This window comes from Nocardia sp. Tas62D01 (genome assembly GCF_055232035.1).
Window position 1 is genome coordinate 7,665,206 of sequence record NZ_JBUYUZ010000001.1, and the last position, 19,129, is coordinate 7,684,334.

Below are 19,129 nucleotides of genomic sequence, written 5' to 3' on the forward strand. Positions count from 1 at the left end.
CATGGTAAACGTGGCCACCACCTCCACCGGTTCGCCGCCCGGAGAAATCGACCAGAAACCACGCCGAACAGTCCCCGGACCACTGGTTATTCTCGGCTTCCTGTTCCTTGCGATCGCGATCGTGTCCTCTGTGCTGTCCGCATTCGGGGTGTCGTTCGCCGGCTCCGGCGGAAAACGCACCTCGGTGCTGGGATTCTTCTCGGGTTCTGGGGTCGTGCACCTGCTGACCACCGCGATCACCAACTTCGTGGATTTCCCCGCGCTCGGGGTCACTCTGACAATGGTGCTCGGCCTCGGCGTCGCGCAGGGCACGGGGGCAATGGAAGCCGCCGTCCGTCTCGCGTTCGCCAAGGTTCCCGCGAAGATCGTGCCCTACGGTGTGGCGTTCCTGTGCTGTCAGGGGCACGTGCTCTCCGACGGCTCCTTCGTGCTGCTGCCTCCGCTGGCGATGCAGATCTTCAAAGCCAAGGGGCGCAACCCATTGGCCGGTCTGGTAGCCGGGCTGGCCTGCGTCAGCGTCGGGTACGGCGGCGGGTTGATCTTCGGCACCTCCGATGTCGGCTACACCGCGGTGACGGAGAGCGCGGCGAAACTCGTTCCCGGCCTGCACAGTGAGGGCCTCGCTACCGGCGTCACCATGAACTGGTTCATCACCTCGACCATCGGGATCGTGCTGCCGCTCGTGCTGGGCTGGGTGATCGTGCACATCCTCGAACCTGGGATCACATCGACGTCCACCGGGGACTCAGACGCTCCGGACGGGAAACCGGACGTGACGCGTGAGCAGCGGCGGGCGGTAGGGATCGGGTTGCTCGCGACTGCCGTGTATGCGGCGATCGTCGTCGCCTGGTGGCTGTGGCCTGGCAGTGCTCTGCAAGGCCCTGGCGGCTCCCTCGTGCAGTCGCCGTTCTTGAAGAACCTGGTGCCGATTCTCGGCTTGGCGTTCGTCATCTTCGGTGCGGTGTATGGGCGGGCAGCCGGAATCCCCTCCGAACAGCGCAAGCTCCTGTTGTTGATGACGAACTCGATCAAGGAGATGTCGGGCTTCATCGTCATCGTCTTTATTCTTGCGCAAGTGATTTCGGTGCTCACCTGGTCCAATCTGTCCACTTTCCTCGCGGTCAAGATCGCGTCAGGGCTGGAGAGTATCGGGATGACCGGGTACTTCGCCCTGCTTGCAGTGGCGGTGCTGACAGCGGTGATGAGCGTGTTCATCGGCGGAACGGCGCTGTGGGGGCTGGAAGCTCCGGTGCTGGTGCCTGCGTTGATGCTGACCGGGCTGGCACCAGCCGGGCTGCAGGTGGCGTTCCGGATGGCGGTGTGCTGGGGATCGGTGATGTCACCCGCGAACGTGTTCCTGTACTTCACTTACAACGAGGCTCGTAAGGTTGATCCGGGCGTCACGATCGGCTGGCTGATCCGCCGTACCGGGTACTTCGTCATTCCCGGTGCGTTGACCTGGTTCGCGGTGCTGGCGGTCTTCTACTTCGCAGGGTTGCCGGTGGGCCCCGGCGTAGGACTGCGGCTCCACTGAGAAAACTAGGCGGCGCCGGCAAGTTCGCGCCCCGAAGGAAAGGTGCTCCAACATGCACGATCTGGTGATCAGGAACGGCCGGATCATCGATTACGCCAGTGCGACGGACCGATACGCCGATATCGCGGTAGCGGGCGGCCGAATCGAGGCGATCGATGAGTCGATCAGCGGCCCGGCAAGGTCGGTGATCGACGCCGAAGGCTGTTACGTCCTGCCGGGCTTGGTCGATCTGCATGTGCACCTCGACAGTGGCTTCGATGGCGAAGCCGGACACGCCATGCTCGCGCGCGCCGGGGTGACCGCGGCGCTGGACCTGGGGACACCGTCTGCGACGGATGTGTTCGAGGTGGCCGGACGGGCCGGTACCGGCCTGACGATCGCCTGCGTGGTGCGCTTGATTCCAGGTGTGCAGCTGCCGGATTCGCCCAGTCGTAACCAGATCCGGGCGGCATTCGAGACGGTTCTCGCCGAAGGTGCCCTCGGCGTGAAACTGCACGTGGATTCGGGCTGGTCGGTGGACGCCTCGGCGGCGATCGCGGAAACGGCGCACGAGCTGGGCGTGTGGCTGGCGCTGCATTGCGGGACCACGAGTGCCGGCAGCAATATCGACGGGCTTCGCCAGGCTGTGGAGTTTCTCGATGGCCGACCGGCGCAGATCGCGCATGTCAACAGCTACTGCCGAGGTCAGCTCGACGCGCCGGATGCGGAGGCACGGCAGGCGATCGAGCTGCTGCGCACTGCGCCGAACCTGTTCGCGGAGTCCTACCTTGCCGAAATCAACGGCAACTTCGCGGACTGCGTGGACGGACGGCCGAGGGTGGCAAGGGTGGCGCAGTGGTTGGAACAGGGAGGCTATCTGGGAACGCAGGACGGCCTGCGCGCGGCAATCCTGGAAGGCTGGGCGGCGATTCCGCACCGGGACGGTGATCAGATCATCCCGGTGTCCGGACCGCAGGGGGTGGCGATCTGGGAGGACGCGGGAACGCGCATCGGGCTCTGTCTTCCGCTCAACCCGGCCTCGTCGAGAATCCCGCTGGCAGGGTCGAAAAATGCCGACGGCGCGTTCGATGTCGCGGCGATCGCCACCGACGGCGGTGGCATCCCACGCAATATAACTGTCCATTCAGGACTGTCTCTGGTGGAAATGGGTGTGCTGAGTCTTCCGGAGTTCGTCAAGAAATCGGCATGGACTCCGGCGCAGACTCTGGGGCTTCAGGGGAAGGGGTCCATCAGCGCGGGATCGGACGCCGATATCGCGGTGGTCGATTGTTCCACGAAATCGGTGGTTTCCACGGTGGCTTCGGGCGAGGTGGTGTTCCATCGTGGCACGGTGATCCCGCGCAGCCCGCGGCTGCTCGCCACCGAGCGTGCGAGTGCCCGGCTGCCGGGTGCCCGCACGATCGACCCGGCCGCAGGCGGCCTGTACACCGGAGCGGGAAGGTAGCAGTTCCGTGGACGACATCGCACTTCACAAACTCGTCGGCGGTGAGCCGTTCACCTCGGCGATCACTCCGGCGGTAGTGATCGACATCGAGCGCGTGCGCGAGAACATCGCCACCACGCTGGGGTATCTGGGTTCGGCGCAGCGCTGGCGCCCGCATGTGAAGACCGCCCGGTTGCGCTGGACCGTCGATGCCCTGATGGACAACGGGATCACGTGTTTCAAGGCCTCCACGCTGTCGGAGGTGGCACTGCTGCTTCAGGCTGGGGCGAAAGATGTGCTGCTGGCCTACCCCGCTGTCGGACCCAACCAGTGGCGGCTGACTGAGCTGGCATCCGAATACCCCGAGGCGCGGGTGTCCACACTGGCCGATCACATCGACGCGGTGCGCGGCTGGCGTTCCGGACCGGTCGCGGTGTTCGTGGACGTGGACACCGGCGGCGGCCGTACCGGAATTTTCGGCTACGACCCGCGGAATGCGCTGGCGATTCTGGACGAGTTGCGGAGCGGGGGGTTCGAGTTTCTCGGGCTGCACTCCTATGACGGGCACCTGGCGGACCTGCCGGAATCGGACCAGCAGGAGGCGGTGGCCAGGGAACTGCGGGAACTGGTAGGACTCGCGGAGCGGCTCGAGGCCGCCGGGAATCCAGTCGGCGAGGTCATCGCCGGAAGCAGCCATACCTTCATCCCCGGCGCTCGCACCGAGGTGCCCGAGCCATGGGGCGGGCGGATCACCTTTGGTCCCGGCACGGTGGTGTATAACGATCTGCGGAGCCTCGACCGGTTCGGGGACAAGGGTTTCCAGAGTGCCGCGTTCGTGTTGTCGCGGGTGGTCAGTCGGCCCGGTGAGCGGGTGCTCACTCTGGACGCCGGGCTGACCACGATTCAGGTCGACGGCGGCAGGCCGCATGCACAGGTACTCGGGCTTTCGGCGCTGGTCGGTGCGCCATCGCAGGAACACCTGAAGGTGACGGTCCAATCCGGACCGTTACCGGCCTACGGTGAACCGATGTTGCTGGTGCCGCGACATGTCGACACCACCTTGGCGCAGTTCGATTGCGTGTATCTCGTCGGTGACGGGACTGTCCGGGAAGCGGAAACGGTGCTGCGGCCATTCTGATCGTTTCGGTTCACCGCGCAGCTGGCCGGCAGCGTCCGCCACCTGCGCAGGCCTCCATATCCCCGGAATTCAGCGCTGGGGTTTGTCCGGGTCGGCGAGAGGGTGGTCAGTTTCTCCTGGCCACGTTTGCTCTGTGCTGTGATCTCCTGCTCGCGACGCGTACGAGGCCAAGGGGTCCAGCGCCGGCATGGCGACCTTCATCGCGATGACGTGGTTCTTTCGACATTGACACGAGTCGCCGGCGGAGAAGGCGGGGCCGCTGACCGAGTCGGCGCGACCTCCCCCGGACGAGCGGTAACGCCGTTGGTTCCCGCGCCGAGGCAGCCACAACCAACGTGGCTCGCGCGGCCGCTCAGCTCTCGACCACAGCCGAACGGATCGGCACGGTGTTGGCGGCCGGACGCGATGGCGCGACGTGACGGACCCCATCGGTCGAGATAGCCGTTGAATCACCGGGACTCGGCTGGTGCGGTATCGGGAAACCGTCGGTGGAGGCGGTCGATGTAGCCGCGGATCGTGATCAGCTCGTCGACCAGCTCTCGGCGAGTGCCCTTTGTTCGGGTGCGTTGGATTTAGCTCCACGCTCGACGCGGTACAAGTCGCTGCGGCATGGGCGGCGGGGTGTCGACGGCCATGCGGGCGGCATGGCCGGCTTGCCGACTATGTGCTGAAGCTGCCCGGGCGTGACAATGTTGCCGAACGTCGCGGCGCCGGCCCGCTGCCTGCGCACATCCTCGACCTGCTTCTCGGGCGAGGTCCTCCCATAGCCGGGAAGATTGTCGCCTTATGGGTGAGAACGCCGGTATGGTTACGCGGGGTCCCCTCATCCCAGGTGCAGGTCCGTCAAAAGCGCGCGGAGTTGAGCGGAGCCTGCGACGGACACGTCGTTCACTGCTGTCCCAATGCTGAGCAGGAGCGAAGAAGAATGGCACAACGACACGCATTACTGGTTGGCACAATGCCTGGAAACACTGCTGAGGAGGCCATGCGGTCGGCTCTGGACCGCCTCGGGCCGTATCTGCGTCACCTGCCCGACGGCGAAACCGGCGACCGCCGCGACTGGGTCGTCGGCCTGATGATGAGCTTCATAGATCACCCGGATCTCGAAGTTGCCCACGAAGGGGACTGGTCGGATTACAAGCACCAGCGTAATTACCGGGTGCGAAAAGGGCACCGGCTAGGGGCGGGGAACCTCGACCTGGAGTACCTGAAGTGGTACGGGATCAATCGGCCGATGTTCGAGAAAGTCAAGGCCGAGGCGAAACTTCCCGACATCGGTTTCCAGGTCGGCATTCCAGGAGATCTGGACCTGACGATGTTCACGATGGGTCCGACCAGGATGTTGGGCAAGCGGCAGCCATTCACCGACGCGACTGTCCGGGATATCCGGCAAATCCACACCGAGTCCGGCGACGCCGTGATGTTCCAGGTGGAGTTGCCAGTCGAGACGGTGTTCGTCGCCAAAGCAGGCCCTCTGGGCTCACTCGTCGCCGCGAGGATGGCGGCTGGACTTCATCGAATGGTCGCCGCGGCACCCGAAGGCGCTCGGTTCGGCATCCATCTGTGCCTGGGCGACCTGGGCCACAAGGCGTTGAGTGGCCTGCGCTCGGCTGGTCCGCTGGTCACGCTGGCCAACGCGATCGCGGCCGGATGGCCCGAAGGCCGGCAGCTGGCGTACCTACACGCACCGCTCGCGGCGGGTGATGAGCCGCCGTCTGTCGAGCCCGCGTTCTACCGGCCACTGTCCAGGCTCCAACTGCCGACAGACACCAAGTTCGTGGCTGGATTCCTGCACGAGAGCCGCACCCTGGACGAACAGCGCCGACTGCTTGCCGTGATCGAAGGGGCCGTCGGCGACCAGGTCGATGTGGCCGCGGCGTGCGGGCTCGGCCGGCGCAGCGATGCCGACGCGTTCACGACCATGGACCAGGCACGCGCCCTGTGCGAGCAGACCGACTAGGGCATAGACATGGAATCGGTGTCGATCTGCCGTGGGAGCACGGCGGTCGACGCTCCCCTCGTCCGCTACGCCAGGTCGAGTTGTCCAAGCGCTGCGGCTACCCGTCGTGTTCGAGTAGTTCCGTCCAGTAGCTCTGGGCCTTGGCATGCCACTGGGATGCCGAGAGAGGCGTTGCCGGTGTGTTCGGCGTGGATCAGGTGGTAGGCAGCGGAGAGGTCGTCGAGGACTGTCTGCCAGAGGGCGTGGTGTCGTCTCCAAGGGATTGCAGGTCAGCTGGAGTGGGACGTGGCGTTGGTGGTGTGTGTGGCGGCGTCGTGTAGTGCCGTCGCCCCCGGCTCCTACCTCGTGATGTCGCACGCCACAGCGGATTTCGATCCCGAGTCCATCGCCAAAGCCGTCCGCGTCTATCAGCAGAACGGTCTCACCCCGCAAGTCCGCAGCCACCGAGAGTTTGCCCGGTTCTTCGACGGGCTCGACATGATCGAGCCCGGCATCGTGCCTCCACACCGCTGGCACCCCGACAGCATCGAACCTGCCGCGGGCAAAGACGCACGCGTCTCGTTCTACGCCGCAGTCGGACGCAAATACCCCCAGCACTCTAATTCCGTTGGTTAGCAGGTTCTTTCGCCCGAGCGCGTCGGCGACCGGCGGGTACGTCTTGTCGGCCAACCATCGGCGATTGTCGGGCGGTTATGAAGCCCGCCAGCAGGCGGGCTCACAGCCACAATTATTGGGTGCCAGGTGATCGGCGCCCAGCATCCGAACCTGCCCCTGATCCTGCGCCAGCGAACCTTGTTACGACACAGACGTTCTCGCGAGAACCTGTCGTGGTTCGACTGCAACCCCTACTGGCCGATGCAAAACTACGAGTCGGCACGAGTGGTGATGTTCAAACATCACCGACTGCGACCTGATGACATAGTGGCGCGTATTGATTGCCGCAGTGATGCGTCAGGTCATTTCGGCGTCCCGCTGGGGGGGTATTCGTTGATATCCGGGGTGCACGCCGGGGGTTAGGTGCTGTTGCTCGGCGATGCGTTCGAGCAGGGTGGCGAGTTGTTGGTATTCGTTGCTGTCGAGGCTTGCGAGCAGGTCGGTCTCGTGGGTTTTGGCTAGTTGCCACATCTGAGCCAGTTGTTGCTGGGCGGCGGGGGTGAGGTGGAGTTCGTGGTTGCGGCGGTCGGTGGGGCTGCGTCGGCGTTCGACCAGGCCTTTGCTGTCGAGGCTATCGATGAGGGTGACGACGCGGCTGGGGACTACGCCGAGTTGGGTGGCCAGTGCGCGTTGGCTGAGGCCCGGGTTGGTGGCGATCAGCCGGAGTAGGCCCACATCCGGGGGTGTGAGGCCGAGGTCGGCGATGCGTTCGGCGAATCGTTGGGCGGCGTGCGCGCCGATCTGGGCGAGCAGGAATGCCACCGCGCGTGGCGGGTTCGGTGGCGGCGTGTGGTTTTCGCCCTCTTGCCTTGCTTCGGTCACTGCGCTAGCGTACACACCACGCAATCGTTCATTATAGTGAATGATTCAGTAAAGAGAATGGACTGGTATGGCGCAATCGCCACCCTTGCCCGGGCAAACGCGACATCGGCAATCGCCATCCGAACCGCCACTCGGCGTGCTCGCCATCATGACCACCGCCCTGTTCGTGGCCGGGCTCATCATCAGTACCGTGCTTGCCGGAGGCGACATATTTCCGTCACCGTTCGGATCGGCCGCCGATGCGCTGGCGTATTTCTCCACCCACCCCGATGCCGTTCGGGTCGGTGCGACACTGCAGTTTGCAAGCACGATCCCGCTGGTGATCTACGCGGCGACCGCGGCAGCCCGGCTGAACACCCTCGGCCTGCGGGCAACGGGCGCCACTGTGACCCTCGCAGGCGGCGTGCTCGCTGCGGCGTTCCTTGCCTGCTCCGCCATCGTCACCTGGGTGTTGACCGTGCCGGAAGTCATCGCGGACCCGGCGTTGGTGCGGGCCCTGCATACTCTCGCGTTTCTCCTCGGCGGCCCGGGCAATGTCGTCTCGGCCGGCCTGCTCATCGTGGGATTGGCACTGTCTGGCGTGCTCGGACAGGCATTCGGGCCACGGCTCGGCTGGAGCGGGGTGCTGATCGGGGCGATCGCTGGACCGACCATCCTCACCTTCACCCTCACCGGCGCGGCATTTCTGCTGCCAATTGCCCGATTCGCAGGACTGGCGTGGCTGATCGCCGCGGGTTTCGTACTGCCGACGCATCGCCCACACCCGACCGCTGTCATCGACCGGAACGAAACGGAGTGAATATGAATGCCGAAGTGATCGAGAAGCTGGTGCGATTCCAGCAGCCGGAGAAGGTGCTGCCCTATCTGAACGGGCTCGACGAGGCACGCACCGCGGGGCTCTTCGGCCTCGATCCCGTCGAATATCGCGATCTGCGTGCTGGATTCACCGAACGGGCACGACAGGCTGCCGTCGAGTTGCTGGAGAATGCCGAGTTGGCCGCGCAAGTGGACCGGCTCCCGTTCGCATCGGGCCAGCATGTCATTGCCTTGGGGGAGAGTTCGACCGCAGATCGCCTGTCCTGGTTCGAGATTCTGCGCCAGCTGCTGGCCATTCGACGCCCTGAAGACGCCCTCGAGCTGACGAATCTGGCGGTATCGGGTTGCACCACAACGCAAGCGCTGAGCGTGCTGCCGAGCCTGAGCTTCCACCGACCCGACTGGGTGCTGTGCCAGCTCGGCGCGAACGACGCCCAGCGTCTGGGCGGTGCCGAAGGCCCCAGACTGGTCAGCGCGCTGGAGACGGCGCGCAATCTGCTGTTACTGCGTGACCGCGGCATCGAACTCACTGCGGCACGCTGGGTTTGGCTCACTCCGATCGCGATCGAGGAAAGCCGGGCAGCCGCATTCCCGCATTTTCAGCGAGCCCAAATCGCCTGGGTCGCTGCGGATATGGAGCAGACCGCGCGCCTGGTGTCCGGGCTACCGGAACCGACCGTCGACGCCATTTCGATCACCACGCCGGCACCGGGCGCGGCAATCCATCTGGACGACGGCGTGCACCTGAGCATCGTCGGCCAAAAGGCGGTCGCGGCTGCGGTCGTGGCGAGACTGGCCCAACTTTCCTGAACTGATTCGGTGAGGAGGATCGTGGTGGATCTCGAGGGAGTCGGTTCGGGCCCCGTGGTTGGTTATGTAGACGAGTCGGCTCGGGTAAGTGCGCGCCGGTGGAGCGTGCTCGTGGTGGTTTCGTTGGCGCAGTTGATGATTGCCCTCGATGCGACGGTGATGAACGTTGCCCTGCCGTCCGCGCAGGCCGACCTCGGGTTTTCCGATTCCGATCGGGGGTGGGTGATCACCGCCTACACCTTGGCCTTCGGTGGGTTGCTGCTGATCGGCGGCCGCGTCTGCGATGTGCTCGGGCGCAGGCGGGCCTTCCTGGTGGGGCTGACCGGGTTCGCGGCCGCGTCGGGTGTGGCGGGAGCCGCGCCGAACGTGAAGCTGAGCTGGTGCTCGGGCGCCGTCTGCGAGTCAGCCGGTGAACCAGCGGCGCCGCCGGGTGGCGGCGAACTCGGCTTTCTCGTGGGCGAGTTCGACCGATGGCCCGAAGAAGGGTGCGGCAGGTTTCGAGCCGGAGAGGAAGTCCGCGTCCACCTTGCCGACCAGCCCCCCGCCGAACTCGATGTAGCATGCGCCCTGCCCAAGATACTTCTCGGGTGGTGGTGAATCGTGCAGTTGGGCGGCGATGCCAGCGGCGACCGTGCGCGCGGCGTTTTCTGCGAACACGCCAGCGCGCGGGACTGGGGCGTCCGCACAGTCACCGATGGCGTAGACACCCGGATACGGCGTGGCGAGCGTGCGCGGATCCACGGCGATCCAGCCATCCGCTCCACCGAGCGTGAGACCCGATGCCTCGACGACGGCGGGGACTCGATGCTTCGGGATCCCGATGAACAGGTCGTACTCGAGGTCGCTGCTGTGCGTGAACGCCACGTGCGCCCGCGGGTCCAGCGCGTGGACCCTGTGCCCGGGGGAGTATTCGATGTGGCGTTCCGCCAGCGCCTCGGTGAGAGCGGACGAGGTCTCGGGGGACACCGGGATCGGTGATTCCATCGGACTGATCAAATGCATGCGCGTGCGGTCGCGAACACCGCGCCGGACCAGCTTGTCGTGCAGAAGCATCGCACCCTCGTAGGGCGCGGGCGGGCACTTGAAGGGGACGCTCAGGATCGCCAGAAGCACGGTGCCGCCGGTGAAGCCATCGAGTCGCTCGCGCAAACGGCAGGCTCCGTCGATGGAGTAGTACTCGTGCCCGTCCTCGACGAACCCTGGGGTCGCCGTCGGCTCGTATTCGGCACCGAGCGCGACAACCAGGACGTCGGGCTCGTACTGGGACCGGTCGGTGACCACGCGGCGGGTCCGAGGGTCGATCGAGGTAACCAGTTCCTGACGAAACTCGACGCTCGGTCGTGTGAGTTCGGCGTACGGGATCGCCGCCGCCTGCGGCGCCTGGTCGTTGAACAGGATCTCCATCTTGGAGAATCCGAAGGTGAACGAGTCGTTCTGATCGACGAGTACAACGCGAACCTCGTGGGGCAGCGACTCCGACAAACACGCGGCCAGCTCGAGCCCCCCGAACCCGGCGCCGAGAATCAGTACTGTTCGCACTCGACCAGTATGTGCCTGTTTGTGGTCACGATGATTGTTTTGTCCGCGATCATCGCCGAATACGAAGCCATTCGCCGTTTGATCTATCCAGTTCAGGTCGACAATCTCGGGTGGGTCGCTGCGCCGGGCTGATCGGATTTCGGCGCCGGAAGGAGTATCGCGCACGGCATTGCGGTGGCATTGTGGGTATAGCCATGGTGCGGGCAGGCTGCGAGCGCCACGGTGTTTCTCGTGCTCTACCCAGGCAACACATGTGATCAGGTCGGAGGCGCCGCATCCAGCGGGTGTCCAGGGGCCAATCCACCGAAGGAGACAGGAGTATGACCAATAAGCAGCCCGAAACGCTGACGACAGATGCAGGTATTCCGGTCGAGAGCGACGAGCACTCGCTCACTGTCGGCCCCGATGGCCCGGTCCTTTTGCAGGATCACTATCTCATCGAGCAGATGGCACAGTTCAATCGTGAACGCATCCCGGAGCGCCAGCCGCACGCCAAAGGTAGCGGCGCCATCGGCCAGTTCGAAGTGACCAACGATGTCACTGCCTACACCAAGGCGGCGGTGTTCCAACCTGGCACCAAGACGGAGATGGTTGCCCGCTTCTCCTCGGTGGCAGGCGAGCGCGGCAGCCCCGACACCTGGCGTGATCCGCGCGGGTTCGCGCTGAGGTTCTATACGACCGAGGGCAATTACGACATGGTCGGCAACAATACCCCGGTCTTCTTCATGCGCGACCCGTTGAAGTTCCAGCACTTCATCCGGTCACAGAAGCGTCGCGCCGACAGCAACCTGCGCGATCACGACATGCAGTGGGACTTCTGGACGCTTTCGCCGGAATCGGCTCACCAGGTGACCTGGCTGATGGGCGACCGGGGCATCCCGCGCGCGTGGCGGCACATGAACGGCTACTCCAGCCACACGTACATGTGGGTCAACGCCGCGGGCGAGAAGTTCTGGGTCCAATATCATTTCAAGACCGACCAGGGCATCGAGTTCCTCACCCAGGACGAGGCCGACCACCTCGCCGGTGTGGACGCCGACTACCACACCCGCGACCTGTATCGGGCGATCGAGCGCGGTGAATATCCCAGTTGGACGCTCAAGATGCAGATCATGCCGTTCGAGGAGGCCAAAACCTACCGATTCAACCCATTCGACCTGACCAAAGTGTGGCCACACAGCGACTACCCGCTGATCGAGGTCGGCCGGATGACGCTGAACCGCAACCCTACCGACAATCACACCGAGATCGAGCAGGCTGCATTCCAGCCCAACAATCTCGTGCCGGGTATCGGCCCAAGCCCGGACAAGATGCTGCTGGCCCGCATCTTCTCCTACGCCGACGCCCACCGGGCTCGTCTGGGCGCGAACTACCAGCAGATACCGGTGAACGCCCCGAAGGTGCCTGTACACAGCTACAGCAAGGATGGCGCGATGCGCTACCACCCGGTGTCGGACCCGGTATACGCGCCAAATTCCAAGGGCGGGCCGAGAGCCGACACCGTGCATTACGGCGAGCCTGCGGGCTGGCACGCCGACGGGGACATCGTGCGCGCCGCTTATACACCGCACGCCGAGGACGACGACTGGGGCCAGGCAGGCACCATGGTTCGCGACGTGCTTGACGACAGCGCACGCGAACGGCTGGTGAGCAACATTGTCGGCCACCTCCTCGACGGCGTCACCGAACCGGTCCTGCACCGCGCCTTCGAGTACTGGCGCAACGTCGACAAGGAACTGGGCGACCGAGTCGAAACCGGCGTCCGCGCACAGCCTTGATCGGCTGTTGCCTTACCGGTCGGGCCCCGGTGCCTGCGGGTGCCGGGCCTCCGGGGATTGTACGGTCGGATTCCTGCTTGACGCCCAGGAGATATGCTCCGAATGGCGAGCCCGCCGATCGCCCTTTTCGTCTCGCTGTCTTCCGCGACTGAAATGCGGGCATCACCCGATAACCGAGTCAACTGAGCGAGCAGGCACCGACAAGACACCAAGTCCCTACTACGAACAGGGCTCTCATGACTACTCCTCCTTTGGGCCGTGTATCCCATCTAGACCTGATGGCCCGGCTCAAGTCCTCCTTCACCGACCTTCCCGACGCACCATATCCCGATCTTATTGACCACGAGCGGTTCGCCGCATATATGAAGACTCCTCACGACGTGGGTGGGCAGCCAGATGCGCCCATCAAATTCGAGAATAAGCAGTACGAAGTGTGGGAGCAGAACACCTATGTTTCATGTGAGGTTCTCGGGTGGCGCGGAATCTGGGTGTCGGAGGAACGTCGCCGGATGGGAAACGTCGATGTCGGACGCACAAACTATTTAGGGCTTCCCTACTACGGTCGGTGGCTGCTGGCTGCCGCTCGCATCCTCGTTGAGAAGCAGCACATCACCTTGGGTGAGTTGACCGACCGATTGGCCGAGGTCAAGGGGCGCTATGCGGGCGGCCTCGAGGGAAAGACTCTGGACGCCGAGCCGAAATTCGAAGGTGACGGTTCTCGGGTCAAGCGCAACCAACACCACATTGACGCGGTCGGCAAGGGCGACCCACAAATGTTCTCCGGCCAGGCCGGCGAGCCGAAGTTCCGGATCGGTGACACGGTGCTGGTGCGGGAGCTTCCTGCCCTGTTCTATACTCGCACGCAGGAGTACGTACGCGGCGCGAAAGGCGAGATCGCGACCGTCGCGTACGAGAGCATTACCGCCGAGGACGAGGGCTGGGACCGGCATGATCAGAAGCCGGAGTGGTTCTACGTCGTTCGGTTCAACCTCTCCGAGCTGTGGTATGGCTACACCGGGCCGAAGAGTGACACCCTCCAGACCGAGATCCCTGAATGTTGGCTCGAAGCAGCCGCCTAGGTCCGAGGTCGGGCCCGGCTCGCTCCACTGACTGTCTCTCCAAGGAGGATTCCATGATGAACGATCACGATCACGATCACGATCGCACTGCTGCTCCGATGGTGGACGAGATCACCGACTTCGAAATTCTGGAGATAGCTGTCCGCGAATTGTGCATCGAAAAGGGATTGTTTACGGCCGAGGATCATCGCCATTTCACAGAGTTCGCTGAACAGATCGGCCCGACCCCAGCAGCGCACATGGTGGCCCGGGCTTGGCTTGATCCCGAGTACAAGAAGCTCGCCCTTGCCGATGGATTCGCCGCCAGTCGAGAAGTTGGTGTGGACTGGCTGGAACCGACTGGTTTCGGCACACCCAGCGACTTCACGCTGCTGCATGTGCTCGAGGACACGCCCACCCTTCACCACGTGATTGTCTGCACCCTTTGCTCGTGCTATCCACGACCGATTCTCGGCAATTCTCCTGAGTGGTACCGGACACCCAACTATCGTCGTCGCATCGTGCGTTGGCCACGCCAGGTGCTCGCCGAGTTCGGGCTCTATCTGCCGGAGGACGTCGCGATCCGCGTCGAGGATTCCAATCAGAAACATCGTTTTATGGTGATGCCCGTCCGCCCTGAGGGAACAGAGGGCTGGGACGAAGACCAGCTGGCTGAAATCGTCACTCGTGATTGTTTAATCGGTGTCGCACTGCCCAAGATCGGTGTGACCACGAACGCGATCACCGGCGCCCGTCCGGCCATCCATCCAGCAAACCACTGACCGGTCGAGGTAAACCAATGACTACTTCGGAAGATTCACGCTCGATCGAGCCCTACAAGATTGCGCCGCTGGAGAAGATCGTTCAACGCAATCAGGTTTGGAGCCGCATGGCGGCGAAGTACGGAGTTGAGAATCCTGTGCCACCGTGGAAGTCAAGTCTGGATGGCATCTGTGATGCACTTGATCGAGCCGCTTGTATCGACAAACAGATCCTCAGCGCTATCGACCGACGCAATGAGGAAGATAACTTGTCCGCAACCGTCTATTCCGGTGTGTCCTACCCGGAGAACCAGCTCGTTTCCCTGGCACACTCCCTGGTAGTCCGAGGTGTAATTGATGCGACAGAACTCCAGGAACGGCTGGCGAGCATCCGGGCCAGGCTGGAAGCCTAATCGAGCGGACGGCGCGACAGTAGCTGGGCAACCTCTTGGCGGGCGGTGACAGTGTCGAGATCGGCGTGGACGTCGACCATCCGGCCGATCACAGTCGGATCGACAGAATAGTCTGAATCCGCGTCCCGACGCGGTGACCGACGAGGTCTTCACCGGGCACGAGTTCTTCGATGCCCGGGATGTGGTGCAGGTCAAGTACGAGATGGTGCGACGGGCGCGCGTCGCAGGGACGCCAGTGACCGCGGCGGCCGCGGCGTTCGGGTATTCCAGGCAGTCGTTCTACGAGGCCGCCGCCGCATTGGACACGGTCGGTCTGGAGGGGCTGGTGCCGGCCAAACCCGGCCTGCGCGCAGGTCACAAGCTCACGAGGTCTGCGCGTTCGCCGACGCCCAGCTGGCCGCCGACCCTGCCCTGCGCGCGAAAGGCCTGGTGGCGCCGATCGAAGAGCAGTCCGACACCTTCGCCGCCACTGGATCAGCCACCGCCTGCGTCAAAGCAAGGACATCCACGTCGTGCCCGACAACCTGTCCACCCACGACACCCCTCCGACCCATCGTGGCGGCGGGCACATGGGTATCCAGATCGCTGTGCCTCGCGAGCACCCTTGGCCGCGGGTTCGGTCCTCGCCCACTCGAGGCGGTGGTAAACCGGGCCGCATACCTGTCTCCGTCGATCTCTTCGAAGTGGCTTGCGAATGGGTACAGCTCGGCAGGCATCCAGGCGGGTGTAGAAGGCGTTCCGGGGTCACTAGTGGCCATCGAGCATCGTTTCCTTCCCGTGATGGTGGGTTCAGCTAGCATTCTGCTCCGAGACCGGCTTTTCTCGTCGACACGGTCTGTCGAGCGGGGATGTTGACGTGTGGGTCCCTATGGTCGTCGCAGCCGCAACGGAAGTGGCTGGCGCAGCAGATGTGCTCGTGCCCGAACAATGATCCCGTGTCATTGCACGTCTGGAACGAGGTGCCCACGCCACTTCGACAGCGGAACCGGAGGCAATGACGTCAAACACCTCTTCCAGCCGGCACAGTCGCCGGTATGTTCAGAGCCACTCGCCGGGCTTGCATGCCCGTCAGGATCGAACTGATGCGGACTACGTCACTTGGGGTAGGTGCGTGGACCATTTCGGTCGACCGGCTGCCGGGCGACCGGAACCCGAAACCTTTGTAGCTGTGGACATCTCGCCAAACTCTCACCGCTGAAGAGATGGATCGGTGCTGGCAGGCGTTCCTGCGCCGCGCTTCGACCTGGAACACACCTTCCGATTTCTGAAGCAGACCCTCGGCTGGACCCGGCCCCGTGTCCGCGCCGACCAGGGTGACCGCTGGACCTGGCTCGTCGTCGCCGCCTGGACCCAACTACGGCTGGCCCGCGGCCTCACCCGCGATATCCGCTGCCCGTGGGAGAGACCGGTCACCGACCCGGACCGGCTCACCCCCGCCCGCGTCCGCCGCGGGTTTCGCAACCTCCGCACGAAAACCCTGCTCCCGGCCCATGTACCGAAACCGTCCAGACCCGGCCCAGGCCGCCCCACCAGGCTCTCGGAACAAGCACATCACCCCACACCCCGACGTCGGCTAAAAAACAAGCTCAGACATACCGGCGGGTTGGAAGTCGAAGGTGGCAGGAATATTGACTCACCCCAGCCCTAGACTGGTGAGCGCGGTGGTCCAGTCGGTGGCGATAGCCCGTTGCGCGGCAACCAGGTCCACCTTGTGCGCGCAGATCGCGGCATTGAGCGTTTTCTCGACCCCGTCCTTAGGGTTGCTTACGCCGTGGCCCGATTGATGGTCGGGAGACGGAGGCTCCACCCAGAGATTCCGTGGGTCGTTCGGATCGCCGCCCAGCTCGAGCGAAATCAGGTGGTCGTACTCGGCGTCGGCCAGACTCGCTGTGTAGCCATAGGATTGGGCGTCGGCTTTCTTCTCCCGCCCGGTGATCGCCTCGGTAGGCCGGATCGAAGATGTGTATCCGCTATGACAGATCGTCGACGCCAGATTATCCACAGTCACCTTGGGATTGGTCGCTCCCGGTGTGCATGCCGGATCCGGCAGCGGCTGACCGCCGGACGTGTGCCGGTAGTGGCACGTCCCCGCCGCGGGCTGTGTTTGAACGGCGTAGCTCACCGGGCCGGGCCCAACCGGGATCTCAGCTGACGCCGCCGCTACCGCCGCCGACGTGGGCGGCGATGTCGACTGACAACCAGTGACCGCCGCACATGCCGCGACCGCTACAACAACACCAGACAAACGAAAATAGTTGTGCTCCAACGCCATAGCCCCGGACTGTAGCCTGTGTTCGGGTCGGCTGCCTGGTTGATGACGGCGATGTGGATGGTAGTCAGGTAGCCGACGGCAGTCATACCGGGTTGCCGCGGCTCGGTGTTGTTTGAGCTGGTTGATTCCGCATTCCACGGCGTGACGCTGCCGGTAGGTCGGCGGGCCGAACGCGGGTGGCCGACCGCCCGTCGAGCCCTTGTTGCGACGGTGGGCAGCCTGGTCGGCCGGTAATGGGATGGTGGCCCTGATCCCACGCTGCCGCAGGTAGTCCCGGTTGGCACGAGAGCTATAGGCCTTATCGGCCGGGACTGCGGCAGGGTCCGGGGCCGCCCGACCCCGACGCGGGGCACTTGAATCGCGTGCAGTGAGGCCAGAGGACTGCTCCGATTCGGTGATGCTCTTTGCTGCGAGGTACATTCGTCTCGTCAACTACCGAGTGATCGGTTGGTAGGCGCGAATACCCCCGAACGAGCCCCGAACCGACGCAGACCGGTCCGGGGCTCGATTGGTCTGTGCGGCCCCTGATCCCACAACCGAGTCGTCGGCGCAGGCCTCGAGTGGCATGGTCCGTGGAATGTGTGACCCGCCCGGCGCTGTTGCGTAGTCGGGCGGGTCACTTCCTCGTTGCCGAGTGGACGCCGCCACGTCCACAGGCGCAGTCATCGTCCGCAATTGCGCAGACCGGCCGGGGCAGCCACGTGACAACGAGATCAGCGAGTGCCTCGACCGAGATCGTGGTTGCTGATCCGGTTGCCGAGAACTCAAACTTTGGGGTTATGGATATCGGGGCAGGGTGCTCCGTTGATCTTCTATGACGACGAGCAATCGTTGGCAGCGCTTACCGGTGTGCGGGCGATCGGTCGTGCCGAAACATTGGATCCGCTTCGCGCCAACGAACCGTCTATAACGTCGGCTTCTTGTCGTCGCCCCAGGCGATACGTTTCGGATCACCATGGCATTCGACTATCGCGGCGTGATCGCGATCGAAGTAATCCCAGGCCCACGACATGAATGCGTCGACCTTGCTATGTGCGCCGCTGAGCAACGCCGCATGCACCCCCAGCCATGCGGCAAACGCCAGTGGGCCTTCGACTTGATGGTGATGCGCGCCCACTTCAGCGATTGCGCACCCGCGGCCGATCATGGCCATGATGCCTTTGTCCTTGTAGCGGAACGGCTTCCGATTCCGACCCGCGATATCTCGTGCAATATTGTCGGCCGCCCACGCGCCGGACTGCTGTGCCACCGAACCTAGAGCGTTATTCATAAGCCTCCGCGAAAAAGTGCAGTGCGACTATCGTTTTCAGGGCAGAGGGGAATTTGTGGACTGGCGCGCGGTAGCGGCCGCCTTCCTCGCTGAGCATGCGCCAGGTCTTCAGGTGAGCGACGGCTCGCTCCACCGCGGCCCGGATTCCGGAGAGTGCGGTATTGAACGCGGCCTGGCTCTCGTGCAGTTCGCGGCCCGGAGGTTTCTTGTAGGGCACCAGATCGATTCCGTCGACACCGACGTAACCGGAATCGGCGACAGTGTCGATCTCGGCGAGAAGGTCGGCGAGTCCGGAGGCGGCGGATGCGTGCGCGTCGTGTCGGGCGCCGTGCACGATCGTCATGCCGACCGCGACGAGCCTGCCGTCGAGGTCGGCGGCGATCTGGATGTTGAACCCCGGATACTGGGTTTTTCCGGAGAACAGGTCCGGGATCGCCGACCAGTCCCAGGTCGGGCAGATTGTGCCGTCCACCAGCACGGACCCGACTCCGATGACGTCGCGGGGGTTGGGAACGAACTCTTCGAGTACGTCAGCGATCACCGGTCGCAGCAGATCCCAGCGGCGGCTCACCGTGGACTGACTGATCCCGAAGAACGCGCCCGCGACATCCTGGACGAGGTTTCTGCGCATCAACGACACCACCAAAGCGACAGACCTGAACAAGCTCAACGCGTAAGGGCGACCGGCCGACTCGAACCCGCCGACGGTCTCGTGTACCCGGGCAGTCAGTTCCGTCAGTTGCCCATCGGTCAGCCCCGTAATAGCCTTGTACCGCAACGGCCCTCGTTCTCGCTCGTAGACTTCGTAACTCCACGAACTGAGATACATGAGGGCCGTTGCCAATTCGGCTGCGACGCGCCGACGTATCAAGCAGTGCGAT

At 64.1% G+C, this 19,129-nt stretch carries 19 protein-coding genes and 1 pseudogene; 14 read left to right on the forward strand and 6 right to left on the reverse strand.

Annotated features, from left to right (window positions below; translation table 11 throughout):
* The first annotated feature begins 1 nt into the window (after position 1).
* From ACV7NQ_RS36640 to ACV7NQ_RS36660, 5 genes are all read left to right on the forward strand, one after another.
* On the forward strand, positions 2–1,534 hold the full coding sequence (locus ACV7NQ_RS36640) for an AbgT family transporter (RefSeq protein WP_463363741.1): 1,533 nt from the start codon (positions 2–4) through the stop codon (positions 1,532–1,534).
* Positions 1,535–1,586: 52 nt separating this feature from the next.
* Positions 1,587–2,978, forward strand: coding sequence for an amidohydrolase family protein (locus tag ACV7NQ_RS36645; protein ID WP_463363742.1), 1,392 nt, complete (start codon positions 1,587–1,589; stop codon positions 2,976–2,978).
* Positions 2,979–2,985: 7 nt separating this feature from the next.
* The gene (locus ACV7NQ_RS36650) at positions 2,986–4,095 is read left to right on the forward strand and encodes an alanine racemase (RefSeq protein WP_463363743.1); all 1,110 of its coding nucleotides are present in this window, start codon (positions 2,986–2,988) and stop codon (positions 4,093–4,095) included.
* A gap of 958 nt (positions 4,096–5,053) precedes the next feature.
* Positions 5,054–6,055, forward strand: a complete 1,002-nt coding sequence (locus ACV7NQ_RS36655) for a hypothetical protein (protein ID WP_463363744.1) — start codon at positions 5,054–5,056, stop codon at positions 6,053–6,055.
* Positions 6,056–6,340: 285 nt separating this feature from the next.
* Positions 6,341–6,670: an SAM-dependent methyltransferase gene (locus ACV7NQ_RS36660; RefSeq protein WP_463363745.1), complete on the forward strand. Its 330-nt coding sequence runs from the start codon at positions 6,341–6,343 to the stop codon at positions 6,668–6,670.
* Positions 6,671–7,006: 336 nt separating this feature from the next.
* Here the strand turns inward: ACV7NQ_RS36660 and ACV7NQ_RS36665 are convergent, their stop codons facing one another.
* On the reverse strand, positions 7,007–7,531 hold the full coding sequence (locus ACV7NQ_RS36665; RefSeq protein ID WP_463363031.1) for a MarR family winged helix-turn-helix transcriptional regulator: 525 nt from the start codon (positions 7,529–7,531) through the stop codon (positions 7,007–7,009).
* Between the two features lie 148 nt (positions 7,532–7,679).
* Between ACV7NQ_RS36665 and ACV7NQ_RS36670 the strand changes: the two genes are divergently transcribed.
* From ACV7NQ_RS36670 to ACV7NQ_RS36680, 3 genes and pseudogenes are all read left to right on the forward strand, one after another.
* The gene (locus tag ACV7NQ_RS36670) at positions 7,680–8,330 is read left to right on the forward strand and encodes a hypothetical protein (RefSeq protein WP_463361347.1); all 651 of its coding nucleotides are present in this window, start codon (positions 7,680–7,682) and stop codon (positions 8,328–8,330) included.
* A 2-nt stretch (positions 8,331–8,332) separates the two neighbouring features.
* Entirely contained in the window at positions 8,333–9,157 is an 825-nt protein-coding gene (locus tag ACV7NQ_RS36675) for an SGNH/GDSL hydrolase family protein (protein ID WP_463363033.1), read from the forward strand.
* Positions 9,158–9,316: 159 nt separating this feature from the next.
* Positions 9,317–9,532: pseudogene (locus ACV7NQ_RS36680) on the forward strand (MFS transporter); the annotation flags it as partial.
* A 27-nt stretch (positions 9,533–9,559) separates the two neighbouring features.
* Here the strand turns inward: ACV7NQ_RS36680 and ACV7NQ_RS36685 are convergent.
* Positions 9,560–10,696 carry an NAD(P)/FAD-dependent oxidoreductase gene (locus ACV7NQ_RS36685; RefSeq protein WP_463363746.1) on the reverse strand — a complete coding sequence of 379 codons (1,137 nt, stop codon included), beginning with the start codon at positions 10,694–10,696 and terminating at the stop codon, positions 9,560–9,562.
* A gap of 320 nt (positions 10,697–11,016) precedes the next feature.
* Between ACV7NQ_RS36685 and ACV7NQ_RS36690 the strand changes: the two genes are divergently transcribed.
* The 4 genes from ACV7NQ_RS36690 (at position 11,017) to ACV7NQ_RS36705 (ending at position 14,706) form a co-directional block, all read left to right on the forward strand.
* Positions 11,017–12,474 (forward strand): catalase, encoded by a 1,458-nt coding sequence (locus ACV7NQ_RS36690; protein ID WP_463363747.1) that lies wholly within the window; start codon positions 11,017–11,019, stop codon positions 12,472–12,474.
* Between the two features lie 278 nt (positions 12,475–12,752).
* Positions 12,753–13,553 (forward strand): SH3-like domain-containing protein, encoded by an 801-nt coding sequence (locus ACV7NQ_RS36695; protein ID WP_463363748.1) that lies wholly within the window; start codon positions 12,753–12,755, stop codon positions 13,551–13,553.
* A gap of 56 nt (positions 13,554–13,609) precedes the next feature.
* Positions 13,610–14,314, forward strand: coding sequence for a thiocyanate hydrolase subunit gamma (scnC, locus tag ACV7NQ_RS36700; RefSeq protein WP_463365960.1), 705 nt, complete (start codon positions 13,610–13,612; stop codon positions 14,312–14,314).
* A 17-nt stretch (positions 14,315–14,331) separates the two neighbouring features.
* Positions 14,332–14,706 (forward strand): thiocyanate hydrolase, encoded by a 375-nt coding sequence (locus tag ACV7NQ_RS36705; protein ID WP_463363749.1) that lies wholly within the window; start codon positions 14,332–14,334, stop codon positions 14,704–14,706.
* Here the strand turns inward: ACV7NQ_RS36705 and ACV7NQ_RS36710 are convergent.
* Positions 14,703–14,786, reverse strand: coding sequence for a hypothetical protein (locus ACV7NQ_RS36710; RefSeq protein ID WP_463365961.1), 84 nt, complete (start codon positions 14,784–14,786; stop codon positions 14,703–14,705). The two genes, ACV7NQ_RS36705 and ACV7NQ_RS36710, sit on opposite strands and share 4 nt — an antisense overlap.
* A 122-nt stretch (positions 14,787–14,908) precedes the next feature.
* Here ACV7NQ_RS36710 and ACV7NQ_RS36715 point away from each other — a divergent pair, with 122 nt between their 5' ends.
* Together ACV7NQ_RS36715 and ACV7NQ_RS36720 are read left to right on the forward strand one after the other, a co-directional pair.
* Positions 14,909–15,352: a helix-turn-helix domain-containing protein gene (locus ACV7NQ_RS36715; RefSeq protein ID WP_463365962.1), complete on the forward strand. Its 444-nt coding sequence runs from the start codon at positions 14,909–14,911 to the stop codon at positions 15,350–15,352.
* Positions 15,353–15,916: 564 nt separating this feature from the next.
* Positions 15,917–16,354, forward strand: coding sequence for a hypothetical protein (locus ACV7NQ_RS36720; RefSeq protein ID WP_463363750.1), 438 nt, complete (start codon positions 15,917–15,919; stop codon positions 16,352–16,354).
* On the opposite strand, the gene ACV7NQ_RS36725 is transcribed toward ACV7NQ_RS36720, so the two are convergent.
* The 3 genes from ACV7NQ_RS36725 to ACV7NQ_RS36735 all read right to left on the reverse strand — a co-directional run bounded on the left by ACV7NQ_RS36725 (position 16,340) and on the right by ACV7NQ_RS36735 (position 19,077).
* Positions 16,340–16,978: a hypothetical protein gene (locus tag ACV7NQ_RS36725; RefSeq protein ID WP_463363751.1), complete on the reverse strand. Its 639-nt coding sequence runs from the start codon at positions 16,976–16,978 to the stop codon at positions 16,340–16,342. The two genes, ACV7NQ_RS36720 and ACV7NQ_RS36725, sit on opposite strands and share 15 nt — an antisense overlap.
* Before the next feature lie 904 nt (positions 16,979–17,882).
* Positions 17,883–18,227 carry a hypothetical protein gene (locus tag ACV7NQ_RS36730; protein ID WP_463363752.1) on the reverse strand — a complete coding sequence of 115 codons (345 nt, stop codon included), beginning with the start codon at positions 18,225–18,227 and terminating at the stop codon, positions 17,883–17,885.
* A 13-nt stretch (positions 18,228–18,240) separates the two neighbouring features.
* Positions 18,241–19,077: a transposase family protein gene (locus tag ACV7NQ_RS36735; protein ID WP_463363753.1), complete on the reverse strand. Its 837-nt coding sequence runs from the start codon at positions 19,075–19,077 to the stop codon at positions 18,241–18,243.
* Between the last annotated feature and the right edge of the window lie 52 nt (positions 19,078–19,129).